Origin of the sequence: Roseateles paludis (assembly GCF_039872745.1) — a bacterium.
Taxonomy (GTDB): domain Bacteria; phylum Pseudomonadota; class Gammaproteobacteria; order Burkholderiales; family Burkholderiaceae_C; genus Pelomonas; species Pelomonas paludis.
Map to the genome: position 1 here is coordinate 355,864 of NZ_JBDPZD010000001.1, position 16,950 is coordinate 372,813.

The following is a 16,950-nucleotide window of genomic DNA, read 5'->3' on the forward strand; positions in this document are numbered from 1 at the left end:
CAAGGTCCTGGGGTTGAGGTGAAAGGATCAGCGCGGCAAGACGACCTGGCGCGCGAGCGAGAAGCTGGCCGATTCAGCCGGCAGGCCGGAGCCCGGTTGGCCGCCACCCACGCTCAGGCGGTAGCTGCCGGGCATGACCTGGCGCACGCCGTCACGGGCGACAAAGCTGATGTCGCGCGCGCTGAGGCGGAAGCTCACTTCACGGCGCTCACCGGCCTTGAGGTGCAGGCGCTCAAAGCCACGCAGGGCCAGGCGCGGGGCGCCTTCAAACGTGGGCGGCGTCAGGTAGAGCTGGGCCACTTCGTCGCCATCGCGGCTGCTGGTGTTGGTGATGGCGGTGCGCACCACAAGGCTGGTGTCGTCACGGCCTTCCTGCACCTCGACCTTGGGCGCTTCGTAGCGGAAGCTGGAGTAGCTCAGGCCATAGCCAAAGCCATAGACCGGCTCGCCCTTGTAGAAGCGGTAGGTGCGGCCCTGCATGTCGTAGTTGTCAAAGGGCGGCAGGTCGGCCACACCCTTGTAGAAGGTGACGGGCAGGCGGCCAGCCGGGTTGGCCGTGCCGGCCAGCACCTGGGCGATGGCCGGGCCACCGCCTTCGCCGGGGTACCAGGCCTGCACCAGGGCGGCGGCATTGGCCTTGGCCCAGGAGAGGTCGATCGCGCTGCCGCTGAGGTTGATGACAACCAGCGGCTTGCCCAGCTTGGCGGCCTCGGCCAAGTACTCGCGCTGGTCGCGCGGCAGGTCGATGGAGGTGCGGTCACCGCCGCTGAAGCCTTCGACCTTGACGGGCATCTCCTCGCCCTCGAGGTCGGAGGTCAGGCCCACCACGGCCACCAGCACGTCGGCCTTGGCAGCAGCGGCACGCATCTCGCCCAGCGGGTCGCGCGAGACGCGCTTCCAGACCATGCCGGGCGGCTGCGAGACGCCGGACTCGGTCTCGAACTGCAGCGCATAGCGCTCGCCCTGCTTCAGGTCCACCTGGGTCAGGGCCACGGGCTCGGCCCAGTGCGTGGGGCGCTTGGCCAGCACGACGGGTTTGCCACCCACGGTGATCTGGCCCTTGATGCCGGCCAGGCCCAGGCGGTAGCTGCCGGTCTCGGGCGCGACGAAGGAGCCGGTCCAGAGCACGCGGGTCACGTCGCCAGCACCGGCGAAGTCCTTGGCGTGGGCTTCAAGCTGCTTGACGCTGTGCGAGGCAAAGGCCTTGGCCTGGAAGCGGCGCTGGCCCGGTTTGGTGGGCGAACCGGCTTCGAGGTTGAAGTAGCTGGCCTGCAGACCCGGCTTGCCATCGGGCGCGACGAAGGCGCTGGCGGGCACCGGGTCGCCGTCGGTGATGGAGGGGCCGAAGGGCACCAGGTTCACCTGGCCGGCAGAGAACTGCGCGCGCAGGGCCTCGGCGATGGTGGCGGTGGGGCCGGTGGTGGCGGACGAGTAGTTGCCGCGCATCACGCGGCGGGCATCAGCGAGCGGGCCCACCACGGCGATGCGTGTGCCGGCCTTGAGCGGCAGCGCGCCGTCGTTCTTGAGCAGCACCAGGCTCTCGACCGCCGAGCGCAGCGCAAGCTGGCGGTGCGGAGCCGAGTTGATGGCCTCGGCAGCCGGGAATGCGCGCTCTTGCGGCAGCAAGCCCGGCAGGTCGCCATTGCGCAAGCGGGCCGAGAACAGGCGCACCAGCGCGGTGTCGATCTCGGCCTGGCTGATGTAGCCGCGGGCCAGCGCCTGCTTGTAGCGCTCGCCCAGGCCCGGCACGTTGCCGAGCGTGGCGCCATTGCACTCGTTGTCCATGCCGGCCTTGATCGCGGCAGCGGCGCCAGCGGGTGCGTCCACCGCGTACTTGTGCTGGGCGTGGATGTCGGTCACGGCGTCGCAGTCGGAGACCACATAGCCGTCGAACTTCCAGTCCTTGCGCAGGGTCTGCACCATCAGCAGGTTGCTGGCGCAAGCGGGCTCACCATTGATGCGGTTGTAGGCGCACATGATGGAGCCAGCCTTGGCGTCCACGATGGTGGCGCGGAAGGCAGGCAGGTAGGTGTCCTCCAGGTCCTGCATCGAGACCCAGACGTCGGCATGGTGGCGCGTGGACTCGGGGCCGCTGTGCACCGCAAAGTGCTTGGGGCTGGCGATCACATGGGGCAGGTCGGGGTTGGGGCCCTGCATGCCGCTCACGAAGGCCTTGCCCAGCTGTGCGGTCAGGAAGGGGTCTTCACCATAGGTCTCCTGGCCACGGCCCCAGCGCGGGTCGCGGAAGATGTTGATATTGGGCGACCAGGTGTTCAGCGCGCCGCCAATCTTGTTGAAGGTGGGCTTGGCGCGCTCCAGCACATAGACCGCGCGCACCTCGGTGCTGATGCTGGAGGCGACATCGAGCATCAGCTTGTCGTTGAAGCTCGCGGCCAGGCCCACGGGCTGGGGGAAGTTGGTCGTCGCGCCGGGGCCGAAGGCGCCGTGCAGGGACTCGGTCCACCAGTTGTAGGCGGGGATCTTGAGGCGCGGGATGGCCGGCGCGCCGTTGAGCAGCTGGTCCACCTTTTCGTCGAGCGTCAGCTGCGACACGATGGCACGGGCGCGCGACTCGGCGCCCGAGACGACGGGGATCTGCGCGAGGGCGGCCCCGCTCTGCAGTTGCAATACCAAGGCACCAGCGGCGGCGAGCTTGAAACGGGTGGTCATCGATGCTCCAGACAAGGAAAAGGGGCCCATCAGCACAGGCTGAGGCAGCCCCAGGTCGGGGCGCTAGTGTCTGCCACGCCATGCAGGCAATCCATTCGTTCATCCACGGGCAAGGATGAAAAGAAGTTATCGATCCGAACCGTTTGCAGCGCGCAAAAAACTGCGCCCGAAGCGCCATAGTCCGGCCTGCCGTTCACCTGTCATTCGAACGCCTTGATGGCGCACGCCCATGTCCACACCCCGCTCCGACCGCCGCCGCTGGCTCCAGCAAAGCCTGATGTCCACCACCGCCCTGACCTGCGCGCCGCTGACCACGCTGGCAGCAACCAGTCCGGCGCCCGCCGCCGGCACGCAGCGCCTCTGGTACCGCCGCCCGGCCGATGAATGGGTGCAGGCCCTGCCAGTGGGCAATGGGCGCCTGGGCGCCATGGTGTTTGGCGGCATCTCGACCGAGCGCCTGCAGCTCAACGAGAACAGCTTCTTTGCCGGCGGCCCCTATGCGCCGCCACTGCCCAAGGCGCGCGAGGCTCTGCCCAAGATCCGGCAGCTGATCTTTGCCGGCCAGTACGCGGAGGCCCAGAAGCTGGCCGACGAGACCTTCATCCCCAAGCCCGGCGGGCAGATGGCCTACCAGCCGCTGGCCGAGCTGTCGCTGCACTTCCCGGGGCTGGAAAACGCGGCGGGCTACGAGCGCAGCCTGGACCTGGCCGGGGCGGTGGCGAGCACGAGCTTCACAACCAAAGACTTTGGCCGCCCGAGCACCTGGACGCGCGAGGTCTATGCCTCGGCGGTGGACGATGTGATCGTGGTCCGCCTGTCCAGCACGCGAGCCAAGGCCCTGCACGTGGTGCTGCAGCTGAGCGCGCCGCACCAGCAGCAGGTGCAGATCGAGGACGGCCACACCCTGGTCGTCACCGGCCGCAGCCCGGACCAGGGCGAGATCAGCGGCCGTCTGCCCTTTGAATGCCGCGTGCAGGTGCGCGCCACCGGCGGCCGGCTGCGCTCGGAGCGCGGCGGCCTCGCGGTCGAGGGCGCGGACGAAGTACTGCTCCTGATTGCCGGCGCCACCGGCTACAAGCGCTATGACGACGTCTCGGGCGACCCCACTGCCGCCAACCGCGCAGTGCTTGCCAAGCTGGCTGGGCGAACTGAAGCAGAGCTGCGCGCGGCCCACCAGGCCGCGCACCGCGCGCTGTTCGAGCGTTTCAGCCTCGACCTCGGCCAAGGCCCCAACGCCGCGCTGCCGACTGACGAGCGCATCGCCCGCTCCACCGAGGGCAAGGACCCCGGCCTCGCCGCCCTTTATGTGGACTACGGTCGCTACCTGCTGCTGGCCAGTTCACGCGCCGGCACGCGCCACCCAGCCAACTTGCAGGGCTTGTGGAACGAGCGCACCAACCCGCCGTGGCAGAGCAAGTGGACCATCAACATCAACGCCCAGATGAACTACTGGCCGGCCGAGGCCTGCCAGCTGGGCGAGACCCTGGAGCCCCTGGTCTGCCTCGTCGAAGACCTGGCGCAGACCGGCCAACGCGTGGCGCGCGAGGCGTACGGCGCTCCGGGCTGGGTGGCCTTCCACAACACCGACGTGTGGCGCGTGGCCACGCCCACCGACGGCTCCTTCTGGGGCCTATGGCCGATGGGCGGCGTGTGGCTGCTGCAAAACCTCTGGGAGGCCTGGCTGTACCGGCGCGACGTGGCCTTCCTGCGCCGCATCTACCCGCTGATGAAGGGCGCCGCCGAGTTCCAGCTGGCGACCCTCGTGCGCGACCCCAAGAGCGGCAAGCTCGTCACCTGCCCCAGCCTCTCGCCCGAGAACGCCCACCCCTTTGGCAGCTCGCTGTGCGCCGGCCCGGCCTGCGACAACCAGCTGCTGCGCGACCTCTTTGCCCACACCGCCGAGGCGGCCCGCACGCTGAAGACTGATGCCGACTTCGCCCGCCAATGCCTGGCCACGCGCGAGCAGCTGCCGCCCGACCGCGTGGGCAGCAGCGGCCAGTTGCAGGAGTGGCAGGAGGACTGGGACCTGCGCGCCCCCGAGATCCACCACCGCCACGTCTCGCACCTGTACGCGCTGTTCCCGTCTGACCAGATCACGCCCGAGGAAACGCCCGCCCTCTTTGCCGCCGCGCGCAATGCGCTGACGCGGCGCGGCGACGACGCCACCGGCTGGGGCATTGGCTGGCGCATCAACCTCTGGGCCCGTCTCAAGGACGGCAACCACGCTCACGAGGTGCTGGCCCTGCTGCTGCAACCCGAGCGCAGCTACCCCAACCTGTTTGACGCGCACCCGCCCTTCCAGATCGACGGCAACTTCGGCGGCGCCTCGGGCATCGTCGAGATGCTGGTGCAAAGCCACCGCGGCCGCGTCGAGCTGCTGCCCGCCCTGCCCTCGGCCTGGCCCACCGGCCGCGTGCAAGGCCTGGCCGCGCGCGGCGGCTTTGTGCTGGACATGGACTGGGCCGGCGGTGCCGTGCAGCGCCTGCGCGTGCAGGCCCGCAAAGAGGGCTGCGCCGAGCGCTGCGAGCTGCGCTGGGCCGGTGGCCAGGCCACGCTCAAGCTCCAGCCCGGCCAGGTGGCGGTGCTGGAGCGGCGGGGTGATCAGCTGATCACCGCTTGATCAGGGTTTGTCGCTGAAGCGGAACCAGTCGATGTCCACGTAGCCGGCGGCTTGCTCCCCGGTGTGGAAGCAGAACATCGCCACCTGCGGACCCTGGAAGGTGCCGGTGCGCCAGTCGAACCTCAGATCGAAGGGCTCGCCCACCGCTTGCCATGTGGCCTGCCCTGCCGCACGCCACGACAGCCGGGCGCGGTTGGTGGTGACGTAGTCAAGGTCCATGCGCAGCTCGATGCGCTCGGTGCTGATGGGCACACGCGGGCCGTCCTGCACGGTCTGCGGGTCCTTGTCGCCTTGGTCGGTGATCAAGCGCCAGTTCAGGGACAGCTGCCCGCCGGCGTCGCGCGTGGCGTAGAGCTGGCCGTTGTAGCGGCCCAGGGTGCCGAGGCCGCATTGGTCGCCCACGGCGAGGCGCGACACGTCCATCGAGATTTCAACGTGACTGACGGGCCCCTGGCTCTTTTGCGTGAGCGTGTTGCGGGCGTGCCAGAAGTCCGCCGCCGGCAGCGCGCGCAGGCGCAAATGGCCGGGCCGCTCGCGCAGCGACCAGGCGCTGTCCACGGGGTTGTGGTTCCACATCCACTGCAGGCCAAGCTGAGGCTCGCTGAACTCGTCGCTCGTCGCGGGCTGGGCCAGCGGCTGGCCCTGGATGGGCTTGGTGGCGCGGGCCGGTACACGGCCCGGGGCCTCGGGCGTGCCCCAGATGGGCCAGCCGTCTTTCCAGAAAATGGGGCTCATGTGGGTGACACGGCCGATGGCGGGCTTGTCCTGCATCACAAAGCCCCACCAGCGGCCGTCGGCCAGCTCGACGATGGCGCCCTGGTGGCCGCCGGTCTCGGCGGTGTTGATGCTCTCGATGGTCTCCCACGGGCCGTCGAGCGAGCGGGAGCGCGAGATGCTCATGCCCAGCCGCCACGGCACGGCGTTGAAGAGGTAGTAGAGGCCGTCGCGCTTGAGCACGTGCACGCCTTCGCCGCCCTTGATGTAGTGGATCTTGCGGGCGTTGGTCACACGCTTGAGGTCCTCGCTCAGGCTGAGCAGGGTGATGGTGCCGTCGGTGCTGGCGCTGGTCACCACATAGGCCTTGCCGTCGGTGTCGAAGAAGAGCCCGGGGTCGAAGGCCTCGCGGTCCAGCTCGTGGCAGTCCCACGGGCCCTGCACCTGGGCCGCCTTGCACAGCCGCGTGTTCAGGCCCACGGGCGTGACGACCAGGTAGAAGTGGCCCTGGTGGTGGCGCAGGCTGGGCGCGTAGATGCCGCGCCGATAGACGCCCGGATTCGCGCCCCGGCCCTGCAGGTCAAAAGCGGGCGAGCCGGTCAGGCGCGGCAGCACATAGCCTGCAATCGTCCAGTTGATCAGGTCGCGCGAGTGCAGGATGCGCATGCCCGGCGAGCCGGCAAACGTGCTGGTGGCGAAGTAGAAGTCCTCGCCGACGCGGATGACGTCGGGGTCCGGGTAGTCGGCCCAGAACACCGGGTTGGCGTAGGTGCCATCGCCTTGGTCAGACTGCCAGGCCGTGGCCCAGGAGCATGCAAGGCCGAGCAGCAGGGCCAACAAGGCGCGGTGGGAGCGAGAGATCAAGGTCGGCATGGCGGGCGCGATGCAAGCAGCGGGGCCGATATTGAAAGCGATCCGCCCGCGCCGAGCGATGAATTCTTGGCAGGCGCGCCATACCGGCACACAGGGGCGGCCGAGTCCCTTGAATCTTCATTGCCACCCTGACAGCGCTAGGGTTATCTTTGACCCCTCTGACGAGGGGGATTGGATGACGAGGAGTCTGCGCGGCTGGGCCATCGCCCTGTGCTTGTGCCTGGGAGTCTTTGCGGCAGCCTGGGCGGCCGACACGGCTCCCGCGCCGGCCAGCCGCGCAGCCAGCCCGATGGCCGGGCAGCGCATCGCGGTCGGGGTGCTGGGGCGCTTCCCGCCCTTTTACGAGAACGCGCCCAGCGGCCAGGCGCCCGAGGGCTTTGATGCCGAGCTGATGGCCGAGATCTCGGCCACCACGGGCCTGAGCTTTGCCTGGCGGCGCTACGAGACCTTTGCGGCCCTGCAGGCGGCATTGCAGCGCGGCGAGGTGCGCGTCATCACCGCCGTGGCCCAGACGGCCAGCCGCTCGCGGCTGATGCGCTTCACGCGGCCTTATGCGGCCGTGCAGCAGGGCATCGTGGGCCCCGCCCAGGTCACCTCGGTGCCGGCCACGCCCGACCTGTCGGGTCGCCGCCTGGCGGTGATTGCCGGCTTTGCCAGCGAGACCATCGCCAGCGAGCGCTTCCCCGACGCCACGCGCCTGAGCTACCCCACGCTGGAGGCCGCGCTGGCCGCCGTGGCCCAGGGCGAGGCCGACTTCGTGCTGGAGGCCTTGCCCGCCCTGCGCGCGCTGATTGCCGAGCGGCCCTCCACCGTGCCGCTGGCCGTGCTGCGCAGCTATGGCTACCCACAGGGCTATATGCGCCTGGCCACCTCGCAGGCCGATGAGGCCCTGGCCACCCAGCTGGACGCCGCGCTGGCGCGCATCGAGCGCGGCAAGCTCGGGGTGCTGCAGGCGCGCTGGCTGCCGCGCGACGGCCGCCAGGCCCGCCCCGGCCGCGCGCCCGAGGGCGTGTCTGCCCTGCGCGTGGCCTATCTGTCCGGCGACCGGCCCTACTCGATCCGCCAGGAAGACGGCAGCGCCGACGGCATCGGCATCCGCATGATGAAGCGCGTGGCCGACGTGGCGGGCCTCAGCATCGAGACCTTCGTGCCGATGACGCTCGACGACGGCCTGACCGCGCTGCGCGAGGGCCGCGTCGACGTGATGCTGGGCCTGACCGACATTGCAGCGCGGCGCGAGTACATCAGCTTCGTGGGGCCCTACCGCTCGCACCCGCTGGTGATCGTGAGCCGGCGCCAGTACCCAATCTGGGGCCTGGCGCAGCTGACCGAGCAGCGCGTGGGCGTGATCAAGGGCTATTTCGCCATCCCCTACCTGCAGGCGCAATGGCCGACGCTGCAACTCGTCGAGTGCCGCGACTTCGAGGACTGCGGCGCGCAGTTGCAGGGCGGGCGCGTCAACGCGCTGATCTACGGCCTGCAGGGCACCTACGAGCGCCTGGGGCGCAAGTCCACCGGCGAGATCCAGATCACCGGCACGGTGGCCGGCCTCTACGACGAGCACAACCTGGGCCTGAGCCGGGCACGCGCGCCGCTGGCGCCCTTGCTGCGTGATGCGCTCAATGTGGTGCTGGAGGAAGAGATGCCCGCCATCGAGGCTGCCTGGAGCGCCGCCGAGTCTGCCCCCCGGCTGGACTGGGACCGCATCCTGCCCTGGCTGCTGGCGGCCGCCGGCCTGCTCACGCTGCTGGGCACGGCCTGGTGGCTGCATTCGCGCCGGTTGCGCCGCGAGATCGGGCGCACCCGCGAGGCCAAGGCGCAGAGCGAGCACTACCTGGCCTTCCTCGCGCACGAGGTGCGCAACTCGCTGCAGGGCGTCAGCGGCGCGGCCACGCTGCTGGCCTCGCCACCGGCCCAGGCCAGCGCGCCCGAGATCGCCGTGCTGCAAAAGCAGCGCCCGCTGCTCGACGCGCTGCAGCGCTCCACACGCGGCACGCTGAGCCTGCTCGATGGCCTGCTCGACCGCCACCGCCTGCATGCCGGCCAGCTCACGCTCGACCTGCGCCCCGAGGCGCTGGAGCGGGTGCTGCGCGCGCTGATTGACGAGCTGCTGCCCATGGCCGCCGCCAAGGGCCTGGGCCTGCGCTTCGAGCCCGCCACCTCGATGCAGGGCTGGTGGCGCATCGACGCGCTGCGCCTGCAGCAGATCGTGCGCAACCTGCTGGTCAATGCGCTCAAGTTCAGCCAGCAGGGCGAGGTGCTGCTGCGCGCCTCGATGGAGGCCGACCCCCAAGGCCGGCCCGACTGGCGGCTGCTGTCACTTGAAGTGGTGGACCAGGGCCCGGGCCTGACCGATGCGGCCCGCCAGCGGCTCTTCCAGCGCTATGCGGCGGGCGAGGGCGACCGGCCCGGCAGCGGCCTTGGGCTGCACCTGTGCCGCGACCTGGCTGCCGCACTGGGCGGCGATCTCAGCGTGGACAGCCAGGCGGGGCGCGGCAGCACCTTTGCGCTGCACCTGGCGGTTGAGGCCGCGCAGGCCGAGGCGCGGCCCGATGGGCAGATCCGCCGCGCGCTGGTGGTGGAGGACTCGCCCGTCTACGCGCTGGTGCTGCAGCAGGCCTTCGAGAGCCAAGGCGTGGGTGTCACGCTGTCCGAGACCGTGACGGGCGCGCGCGATTTGCTGGCCGCCTCGGTGGCGGGCCTCGGCGACACCGTGCCCGCCTTTGACCTGGTGCTGAGCGACGTCAACCTGGCCGACGGCTCGGCCGAGGAGCTGCTGCGCCAGCTCAATGCGCAGACGCGCCCCGGCACCGTGCTGCCGCCGGTCTACTGCATGACGGCCCAGATCGACGAGGAGCGTCGCGTGGCCCTGCTGGGCCTGGGCGCCCGCTCGGTGGTCGCTAAGGAGTTCGACGTGCCGACCTTTGTGAGCCGCGTGCTGGCGCAGGCGCAGGCGGACAAGTCCTAGGAGCGTGGGCGGCAGAAATCCAGGCCCGCGTTGGCCCCAGAAGGGGGGCGAGGCAAGGCGCAGCGCGCAGTGCGGGGTGGGCCCCCGGACAAGCGGTGCAACGCCGAATCGCCCCCCTTCTGGGGTCAACCCTTCGGGCCGGGGCGATTTGCGGGGCCACTCGTCGTTGCCGGCTCGTTGTTGGTGCCCATCCAACGCCTCGCCGGCGTCTAGATTGGCCCCGCAACTCGCCCCGGCGCGGGCCTGGATTTCTGCCGCCCACGCTCCTAGAGCAGCCGGAAGGCCAGCACCGCCACCAGCGTCGGCGGCAGCGCCGCCAGCAGCAGCCCCAGGGCCGAGATCGCGCCGTCTTCAAAGCGGCCGCGCAGGATGGCGGCGCCGGCCGGGTTGGGGGCATTGGCAATCACCGTCAGGCCACCGCCCGTCACCGCGCCGGCCACCAGGGCCACCTTGAATTCATCCGACAGCCCCTGCACCAGCGAGCCGAGGTAGGTGAGCGCCGCGTTGTCGGTGATGGCCGTCAGCGCCGCTGCACCGTAGAACACCGAGGTCGCGTCCATGCGCAGCAGCACCGGCTGCAGCCACCACTGCTGCTGCCCGCCCAGCACGACGAGGCCACCGAGGAAGAAAGCCACCAGCAGCGCCTCGCGCAGGATCAGCGGCTGCTGGTAGCGCGCATAGGCGGTGGTGAAGCCCAGGAAGAACAGCAGCAGCCCGATGAAGACCACCGGGTGGTGGGCAAACATCACCACGCCGACCAAGAACAGCAAGTGCACCAGCAGCACGGTCAGCGGGATGTGCTCGGCGGCCGCATCGTCAGGTGCACTGCCCAGTGAGCGGATCTCCCGCGCAAAGAACAGGGTCACGGCCAACGCGTTGACCGTGACCGCCACCGCCGCCTTGGCGCCAAAGGTGCCGAGCATGAAAGCCAGATCCCAACCCCAGGGCCCCGCCACCATCAGCACCGGCGGTGCGGCATAGGGCGTGAGCGTGCCGCCGATGGACACATTGACGAAGAGCACGCCCAGCACCGCGTAACGCAGGCGTCGCGAGGCCCCGGCAGTGAAGACGACGTCGCGCAGCATCAGCGCGGCCAGGGTCATGGCGGCCGGCTCGGTGATGAAGGAGCCGAGCAGCGGCACCAGGGACAGCAGCAAAAAGACCAGCACCGGCTCGGTGGGCAGCGGGATCAGCTGGGCCAGGCGCCGCACGCTGAGCGCCGCGTAATGCAGGATGGGCCGCGTGCCGGCCACCACCATGATGGCGAACACGAACAAGGGCTCGGTGAAGTTGCGCGACTCCAGGTAGGTCACGGCCGATGACCCGCCTTGCAGCGCCGCTATGCACAGCACCAGCACCAGGGCCCAAAAGCCGAACACCACCTCCACCTCGCCCAGCAGATGCCACAGCCCGGCATGGGCCGGCTGGCGGTGCGCCAGGCGCTCGAAGAAGGACGTGGCAAAGGTGTGCACCAGGGCCACCGCAAACAGCACGGCAGCAAGCACTTGCAAGGTGGTGGGGGTCGGCATCATTCGGGGACGATCACGTCGGTCTCGGTCAGGATCAAGCTCAGCGGCAGGTCGTGCGCTTCGGGCGCAAAGGCGGCTTCAGCCCCCGACCAGGCCAGGCCCACGCTGGTCACCCCAGGGTGCGCGGCCAGCCAGCGGTCAAAGTAGCCGCCACCATAGCCCAGGCGGTAGCCGCCTCGGGTGAAGCCCACACAAGGCACCAGCACCACATCGGGCACCACCACGGCGCCTGTGCAGGCGGGGATGCCGCATTCGTCATTTTGCGTCGGGGCACGGCCATCCCAGCGCCGGTAGTCCATGCGGCGATCGGCCTTGAAGGCATAGGGCAGGGCTTGATGTGCTGACAGGCCCGTGACCTCAAATTCCCCAGGCAGCGGCCAGTAGACTCCCAGCACCTCGGGTTCCAGCTGCGCGAGCAGTTCGCGCAGCGACTGACTCACCCGCTGCTGGGCCGCCGCAAAGGCTGCCGTGCCCGCCCAATCGCGGCGCGCAGCCAGCAGCTGCTGGCGCAGCCCGGGGCGATCAAGAACTTGAGACATGGTGGCCGTGGTGTTGAGGCGTTGGATGGTGGGGCATGGTATCGGCGCGACGCTGCTGGGGCTGGTGCTCTTGGGGACCGCCACTGCGGCACCTGCCCCCGAGCTGGTCGTCCAGGCCCGCGAGGCCTGGAAGTCCACCGACAAAAAGCGCCGCGCCGAGCTGCCGCGCCTGGCCGCCGCCGCACGCCAGCAGGCCGACCCGCTGGCGCCCTGGGTGGACTACTTCGACCTCAAAGCCCGGCTCATCACGCTGTCGCAGCCTGACCTGGACGCCTTCTACGCCCGCTGGCCGGGCAGCTATGTCGAGGACCGGCTGCGCAACGACTGGCTGCTGGAGCTGGGCCGGCGGCGCGACTTTGAAGGCTTCCGTGCCAACCACGCGGCCTACAAGATGCAGGACGACCGCGAGGTGGCCTGCTATGCCCTGCTGACCCAGGCGGTGCTCGACAGCAAGGTCTCCATCGAGGCCGCGCATGCCGCCTGGCTGGCGCAGAAGGAAGCCGACGACGGCTGCCAGGCCCTGGCCGCCGCGATGCTCGACGCCCGCGCCTTCAAGCACGAGCACATCTGGGCCAAGGCACGCCTGGCCACCGAGCAGAACCGCCCCAAAGCCGCGCGCCAGGCCGTGGCCCTGCTGAGCACCGGCAAGGAAAAGCAGCTGGCCGCCCTGCAGGACAACGCCGGCCGGTATCTCACGCGCCAGGCCCGCAGCCACAGCCGTGACGACGCCGAGCTGACCACACTGGCCCTGGCCCGCGTGGCCGCCAACGACCCCGCGCAAGCCGCCGGCCTGCTGCGCGACACCTGGGCGGCCAAGCTGCCGGCTGACCTGCAAGCCTGGCTCTGGGGCCAAATCGGCCGGCAGTACGCCTGGCGCTTGCAGGCCGACGCAGGCGAGGCCTTTGCCCAGGCCTTCAAGCTCAAGCCCGACGGGCCCTGGAGCGACGAGCTGCTGGGCGCCGCCACGCGGGCTGCCTTGCGCGCCCGCGACTGGCCGGCCGTGCTGCAGGCGATGGGCCGCATGTCGGCCACCGAGCAGCGTCAACTGGGCTGGCAGTTCTGGCGTGCCCAGGCCCTGCAAGCCAGTGGCAAAACCGAGGAAGCCCGCACCCAGCTGGCCAGCCTGGCGGCGCAGGGCGGCGGGCTGGCCTACTTCCCGCGGCTGGCGGCCGAGCTGCTGGGCCAGGCCCCGCGCCTGCCCGCCCCGCCCGCGCCACTGACGCCCGACGAGCGTGAGGCCGCCCGCGCCCACGCCGGCCTGCAGCGCGCGCTGCGCCTGATCGACCTCGGGCTGCGCTCCGAGGGCCTGCGCGAATGGAACTTCAGCATGCGCGGCCTGAGTGACCGGCAACTGCTGGCCGCCGCCCAGGAGGCCTGCGACCGCGAGGTCTGGGACCGCTGCATCAGCGCCAGCGAGCGCACCCGCACCGAGATCGACCTGACCCAGCGCTACCCCACGCCCTACCGCGCCGCGCTGCTGGCCACCAGCCGCGAGGTGGGCGTGGACCCGGGCTATGTCTACGGCCTGATCCGCCAGGAGTCGCGCTTCGTGGTGGATGCGCGCTCACACGTGGGCGCCGGCGGCCTGATGCAGGTGATGCCCGCCACCGCGCGCTGGACGGCCAAGAAGGCCGGCATGCCCTACAGCCCGGCTCTCGTGCATGACCCCGACTACAACCTGCGCCTGGGCACCAGCTACTTGAAGCTGGTGCTCGATGCCTTCGAGGGCTCGCAGGCCCTGGCCGCCGCCGCCTACAACGCCGGCCCCAGCCGCCCACGCCGCTGGCGCGAAGGCCCGGTGCTGGACGCCGCGATCTGGACCGAGAACATCCCCTTCAACGAGACGCGCGACTACGTGCGCAATGTGCTGGCCAATGGCAGCGTCTACGCGCAGCTGCTGGGCCAGGGCGCCACCAGCCTGCGCGAGCGCCTCGGCGCCACCATCGGCCCGGCCAAGGCAGTGGACGACGCGGCCAATGTGCCGCCACCGCCGGCCGACCTGCCCTGAAGGCCGACTCCTTCAGCGCTTGCCGCGCGCGGTGCCGGCCTGGCACATCGCCGGCTCACCGGCCAGCTCGGCCGGCAGGCCCGGGTGCTGCAAGGTCAGCACACGCGGTGCCTGGGCCTTGAAGCGATCGATCTCGTCCTTGAAGTGCTCGGCCGTCAGCCGCGCCAGCGAGCCATCGGCCCGCGCACGCCGCAGGCCTTGGTCCAGGCGCTTGGCCAGCGCCGGCTCGGTGGGGCTGACGTAGGCAATCATGGGCAGCGGGTAGTACAGCATCACATCGGGTGAGGCCATCAGCGCCGAGCCGCTGAGGTGGTGTTCCTGGAAGAGGGTGTCCACCTCCAGCATGCTCATGGGCAGGTAGTCGAAGCGGCCCCCGGCCAGCATGGACAGCAGGGAGCCCACATCGGCGCTGTCCACCACCGGCATGGCGTTGTCGCGCATCACCCGCCCGTCCACCCAGGCGCGGCCGATGCCGCCTTGGCGCTGGCGCAGCTGGTCGAGGCTCTTGATGCGGCGGAAGGCCTCGCGGTCCTCGGTGCGGATCAGCAGGCTGCGGCAGCCGAAGGTGCCGCCAAACAGCCCGACATTGACGCGCAGATTGTTCTCGTTGAGCTTGTCGAGCTCGGTCTCAATCGGGCGCCAGGGCGCCACGTGCACATTGACCAGCTCGCCCCGAAACACCTCGGCCCGCGCACGCGGCGTGCTCAGCGGCTTGGCCACGCGCAGCAGGCGGTAGTCGCCCCAGTCGGGCCGGGTCTTCTCCATCGCCAGGCGCAGCGCGGCCATTTGGTAGTCGTCGCGCTTGGGGGTCTTGGTCCAGTCCCAGTAGCGGATCTCGATCAGCGCGCTGGCAGGCCGGTCACCGGGCGCCGCCCAGGCGGGCACCAAGGCCGCAGCCAGCAGCGCAACGAAGGCCGCAAGCCGCCAGCGTCGGGCAGGGCCGATGCAGTCGAGAGGCAGGCAGCGCTTGTCCATGGGGCGCGCTGACTGTACTCGGCGCACCCCGCCTGTCAGGCCTGCGGCAGCATGGGGAATGCCCTGCCGCCACCCGGCCGCCGCGACTCAAGCCACGCCCTGCGCCTGCAGCCAGCGCAGCAGCTCGCTGCTGGGCACGGCACCGCTGAGCCGCGCCCGCTCGGCACCGCCCTGGAAGAGGATCAGCGTCGGGATCGAGCGGATGCCGAACTGGCGGGCCGCTACCGGGTTGGCGTCGGTGTCCAGCTTGACGAAGCGCACGCCACGCAGCTGGCGCGCCGCCATCTCGAAGTGCGGCGCCATCGACTTGCAGGGCCCGCACCAGGTGGCCCAGAAGTCCACCAGCACGGGTGCCTCGGTCTTGGCCAGGTAGTCAGGCAGCGTGGTGTCGGTCAAGGCCACCGGGTAGGCGGGCGCCACCGGCTGCTTGCAGCGGCCACAGCTCGGGTCCTCGGCCAGGCGTTCGTCCGGCACCCGGTTGACGGCGCCGCAGTGGGGGCAGACGAGGTGGCTCATGTGCCCTCCCGCACCCCGAGCTTGCGCAGGAGGCGCTCCATCAGGCACCAGCACGAGAAGCCGCTTTGCAGCAGGTTGGCTCCCACGAAGGCTGTGAAGGCCAGCCACCACTGCGAGACGAAGAACGGGCTGGCCGGTGCGCCCAGCAGCAGCGAGATCAGGATGAAGCTGCCCGCGACGATGCGGACGATGCGCCAGGTGGTCATGTCAGAACTCCTTCAGGGTTGTTGTTGCGGCGGGGTTTGCAGGCGCAGGATGCCCAGGGCCTTGAGCACGTACTTCTCATAGAGCGGCTCGGCGCTGCCCTTGCGCATCTTGCGCAGGAAGTACTTCTCGAAGCCGATCTTGGCCAGGTGCACCCACTTGCCCTTCTTGAACCAGTTGACGTTGCGCGGCGGGATCTGCGGCAGCGCGACGAAGGCGGCGCCGGTGTCGCCCATGTCGGCCAGGCAGATGGCGTTCCAGGTGGCGCGCGCGGTGGCCGGGCGGCCTTCAAGGTCGGCCACCAGGTTCTCGACGATGGCGGTGATCATGGTCTCGATCATGTAGCCCGTCTTGGGCGCGCCGGTGGGCACGGGCGTCACCTCTACCGGCGGGATGGCCACGCACACACCGGCCGACCAGATGTTGGGATAGGCCTTGCTGCGCTGGTGCTCATCGATCAGCACGAAGCCGCGCGGATTGCACAGGCCCGGCACGGCCGCCACGGCGTCCACGCCCTTGAAGGCGGGCAGCATCATGGCGAGCTTGAAGGGCACCGCATGCTCGCGGCGCGGCTGGCCGAGGTCATCGAGCTCGGTGGTGTGCAGCTGGCCGGCGTCGACACGCGTGGTCTTGGCATTGCAGATCCACTTGATGTCGTGGCCGCGCAGCTCGCTCTCCAGCATGCTCTTGCTGTCGCCCACGCCGCCCAGGCCCATGTGGCCGATGTAGGGCTCGCTGGTGACGAAGGTGATGGGCACCTTGTGGCGCAGCTTGCGCTTGCGCAGGTCCGCATCGAGGATGAAGGCGAACTCGTAGGCCGGCCCAAAGCACGAGGCCCCAGGCATGGCGCCCACGACGATGGGGCCGGGGTCCTGAAGGAAGTTCTGGTACTCGGCCCAGAAGGCCTCGGCGTGGTCAACCGTGCAGATCGAGTGCGTGTGGCCACCACCGCCGGCATGCGCCGGGCCCGCACCGGCAACCTCGTCAAAGGCCAGCTTGGGGCCGGTGGCGATGATGAGGTGGTCGTAGTCGAGGCTGTTGCCGTCGCTGAGGCTGACGCGCTTGGCCTCGGCATCGATCTGCGTCGCCTGCTCGCTGAGGTAGCGGATGCCCTTGCTGCTGAGCGTGGTGACCGGGTCGAGCGTGATAGCGGCACGGTCCCGCCAGCCCACCGCCACCCAGGGGTTGGAAGGCACGAACTGGAAGTAGGGCCGGCCGCCCACCACGGTGATCTCGGCCTGGCTGCCCAGGCGGTCGTGCAGGTCATAGGCCGCCGGCAGGCCGGCAATGCCGGCGCCGAGGATGACGATGCGGGGGCGTTGGGCGGTGCTCAT

Annotated in this window: 11 protein-coding genes; 3 read left to right on the forward strand and 8 right to left on the reverse strand. The window is 70.2% G+C overall.

Going from position 1 to position 16,950, the window contains the following annotated elements; genetic code table 11:
* Positions 1-27: 27 nt before the first annotated feature.
* A complete protein-coding gene (locus ABDJ85_RS01770) occupies positions 28-2,670 on the reverse strand; it encodes a glycoside hydrolase family 3 C-terminal domain-containing protein (protein ID WP_347703004.1) in 2,643 nt (880 codons plus the stop codon).
* A 229-nt stretch (positions 2,671-2,899) separates the two neighbouring features.
* Between ABDJ85_RS01770 and ABDJ85_RS01775 the strand changes: the two genes are divergently transcribed.
* Positions 2,900-5,290 carry a glycoside hydrolase family 95 protein gene (locus ABDJ85_RS01775; RefSeq protein ID WP_347703005.1) on the forward strand — a complete coding sequence of 797 codons (2,391 nt, stop codon included), beginning with the start codon at positions 2,900-2,902 and terminating at the stop codon, positions 5,288-5,290.
* Here ABDJ85_RS01775 and ABDJ85_RS01780 read toward each other — a convergent pair whose 3' ends face one another.
* Positions 5,291-6,877, reverse strand: coding sequence for a glycoside hydrolase family 43 protein (locus ABDJ85_RS01780; RefSeq protein ID WP_347703006.1), 1,587 nt, complete (start codon positions 6,875-6,877; stop codon positions 5,291-5,293).
* A gap of 175 nt (positions 6,878-7,052) precedes the next feature.
* Between ABDJ85_RS01780 and ABDJ85_RS01785 the strand changes: the two genes are divergently transcribed.
* Entirely contained in the window at positions 7,053-9,845 is a 2,793-nt protein-coding gene (locus tag ABDJ85_RS01785) for a transporter substrate-binding domain-containing protein (RefSeq protein ID WP_347703007.1), read from the forward strand.
* A gap of 266 nt (positions 9,846-10,111) precedes the next feature.
* On the opposite strand, the gene ABDJ85_RS01790 is transcribed toward ABDJ85_RS01785, so the two are convergent.
* Positions 10,112-11,374, reverse strand: coding sequence for a putative Na+/H+ antiporter (locus ABDJ85_RS01790; RefSeq protein ID WP_347703817.1), 1,263 nt, complete (start codon positions 11,372-11,374; stop codon positions 10,112-10,114).
* Positions 11,374-11,913: a 5-formyltetrahydrofolate cyclo-ligase gene (locus ABDJ85_RS01795; protein ID WP_347703008.1), complete on the reverse strand. Its 540-nt coding sequence runs from the start codon at positions 11,911-11,913 to the stop codon at positions 11,374-11,376. The genes ABDJ85_RS01790 and ABDJ85_RS01795 overlap by 1 nt, the downstream gene beginning before the upstream one ends.
* Between ABDJ85_RS01795 and ABDJ85_RS01800 the strand changes: the two genes are divergently transcribed.
* The gene (locus tag ABDJ85_RS01800) at positions 11,912-13,921 is read left to right on the forward strand and encodes a lytic transglycosylase domain-containing protein (protein ID WP_347703009.1); all 2,010 of its coding nucleotides are present in this window, start codon (positions 11,912-11,914) and stop codon (positions 13,919-13,921) included. The genes ABDJ85_RS01795 and ABDJ85_RS01800 overlap by 2 nt on opposite strands.
* 12 nt (positions 13,922-13,933) lie before the next feature.
* On the opposite strand, the gene ABDJ85_RS01805 is transcribed toward ABDJ85_RS01800, so the two are convergent.
* The 4 genes from ABDJ85_RS01805 to ABDJ85_RS01820 form a co-directional block, all read right to left on the reverse strand.
* Complete coding sequence (locus tag ABDJ85_RS01805; protein WP_347703010.1) at positions 13,934-14,896, reverse strand: hypothetical protein; 963 nt, start codon at positions 14,894-14,896, stop codon at positions 13,934-13,936.
* An 87-nt stretch (positions 14,897-14,983) separates the two neighbouring features.
* On the reverse strand, positions 14,984-15,412 hold the full coding sequence (trxC, locus tag ABDJ85_RS01810) for a thioredoxin TrxC (protein WP_347703011.1): 429 nt from the start codon (positions 15,410-15,412) through the stop codon (positions 14,984-14,986).
* Complete coding sequence (locus tag ABDJ85_RS01815) at positions 15,409-15,618, reverse strand: YgaP family membrane protein (protein ID WP_347703012.1); 210 nt, start codon at positions 15,616-15,618, stop codon at positions 15,409-15,411. Before ABDJ85_RS01815 ends, trxC begins: the two co-directional genes overlap by 4 nt.
* 12 nt (positions 15,619-15,630) lie before the next feature.
* Positions 15,631-16,950, reverse strand: a complete 1,320-nt coding sequence (locus tag ABDJ85_RS01820) for an NAD(P)/FAD-dependent oxidoreductase (RefSeq protein WP_347703013.1) — start codon at positions 16,948-16,950, stop codon at positions 15,631-15,633.

What these genes read in the sequence shown, in the direction of transcription:
- ABDJ85_RS01815 (WP_347703012.1), bottom strand. Translation starts at nt 15,618, where the DNA reads ATGACCACCTGGCGCATCGTCCGCATCGTCGCGGGCAGCTTCATCCTG.
- ABDJ85_RS01820 (WP_347703013.1), bottom strand. Translation starts at nt 16,950, where the DNA reads ATGAGCACCGCCCAACGCCCCCGCATCGTCATCCTCGGCGCCGGCATT.
- ABDJ85_RS01770 (WP_347703004.1), bottom strand. Translation starts at nt 2,670, where the DNA reads ATGACCACCCGTTTCAAGCTCGCCGCCGCTGGTGCCTTGGTATTGCAA.
- trxC (WP_347703011.1), bottom strand. Translation starts at nt 15,412, where the DNA reads ATGAGCCACCTCGTCTGCCCCCACTGCGGCGCCGTCAACCGGGTGCCG.
- ABDJ85_RS01775 (WP_347703005.1), top strand. Translation starts at nt 2,900, where the DNA reads ATGTCCACACCCCGCTCCGACCGCCGCCGCTGGCTCCAGCAAAGCCTG.
- ABDJ85_RS01785 (WP_347703007.1), top strand. Translation starts at nt 7,053, where the DNA reads ATGACGAGGAGTCTGCGCGGCTGGGCCATCGCCCTGTGCTTGTGCCTG.
- ABDJ85_RS01800 (WP_347703009.1), top strand. Translation starts at nt 11,912, where the DNA reads ATGGTGGCCGTGGTGTTGAGGCGTTGGATGGTGGGGCATGGTATCGGC.
- ABDJ85_RS01795 (WP_347703008.1), bottom strand. Translation starts at nt 11,913, where the DNA reads ATGTCTCAAGTTCTTGATCGCCCCGGGCTGCGCCAGCAGCTGCTGGCT.
- ABDJ85_RS01780 (WP_347703006.1), bottom strand. Translation starts at nt 6,877, where the DNA reads ATGCCGACCTTGATCTCTCGCTCCCACCGCGCCTTGTTGGCCCTGCTG.
- ABDJ85_RS01790 (WP_347703817.1), bottom strand. Translation starts at nt 11,374, where the DNA reads ATGCCGACCCCCACCACCTTGCAAGTGCTTGCTGCCGTGCTGTTTGCG.
- ABDJ85_RS01805 (WP_347703010.1), bottom strand. Translation starts at nt 14,896, where the DNA reads ATGGACAAGCGCTGCCTGCCTCTCGACTGCATCGGCCCTGCCCGACGC.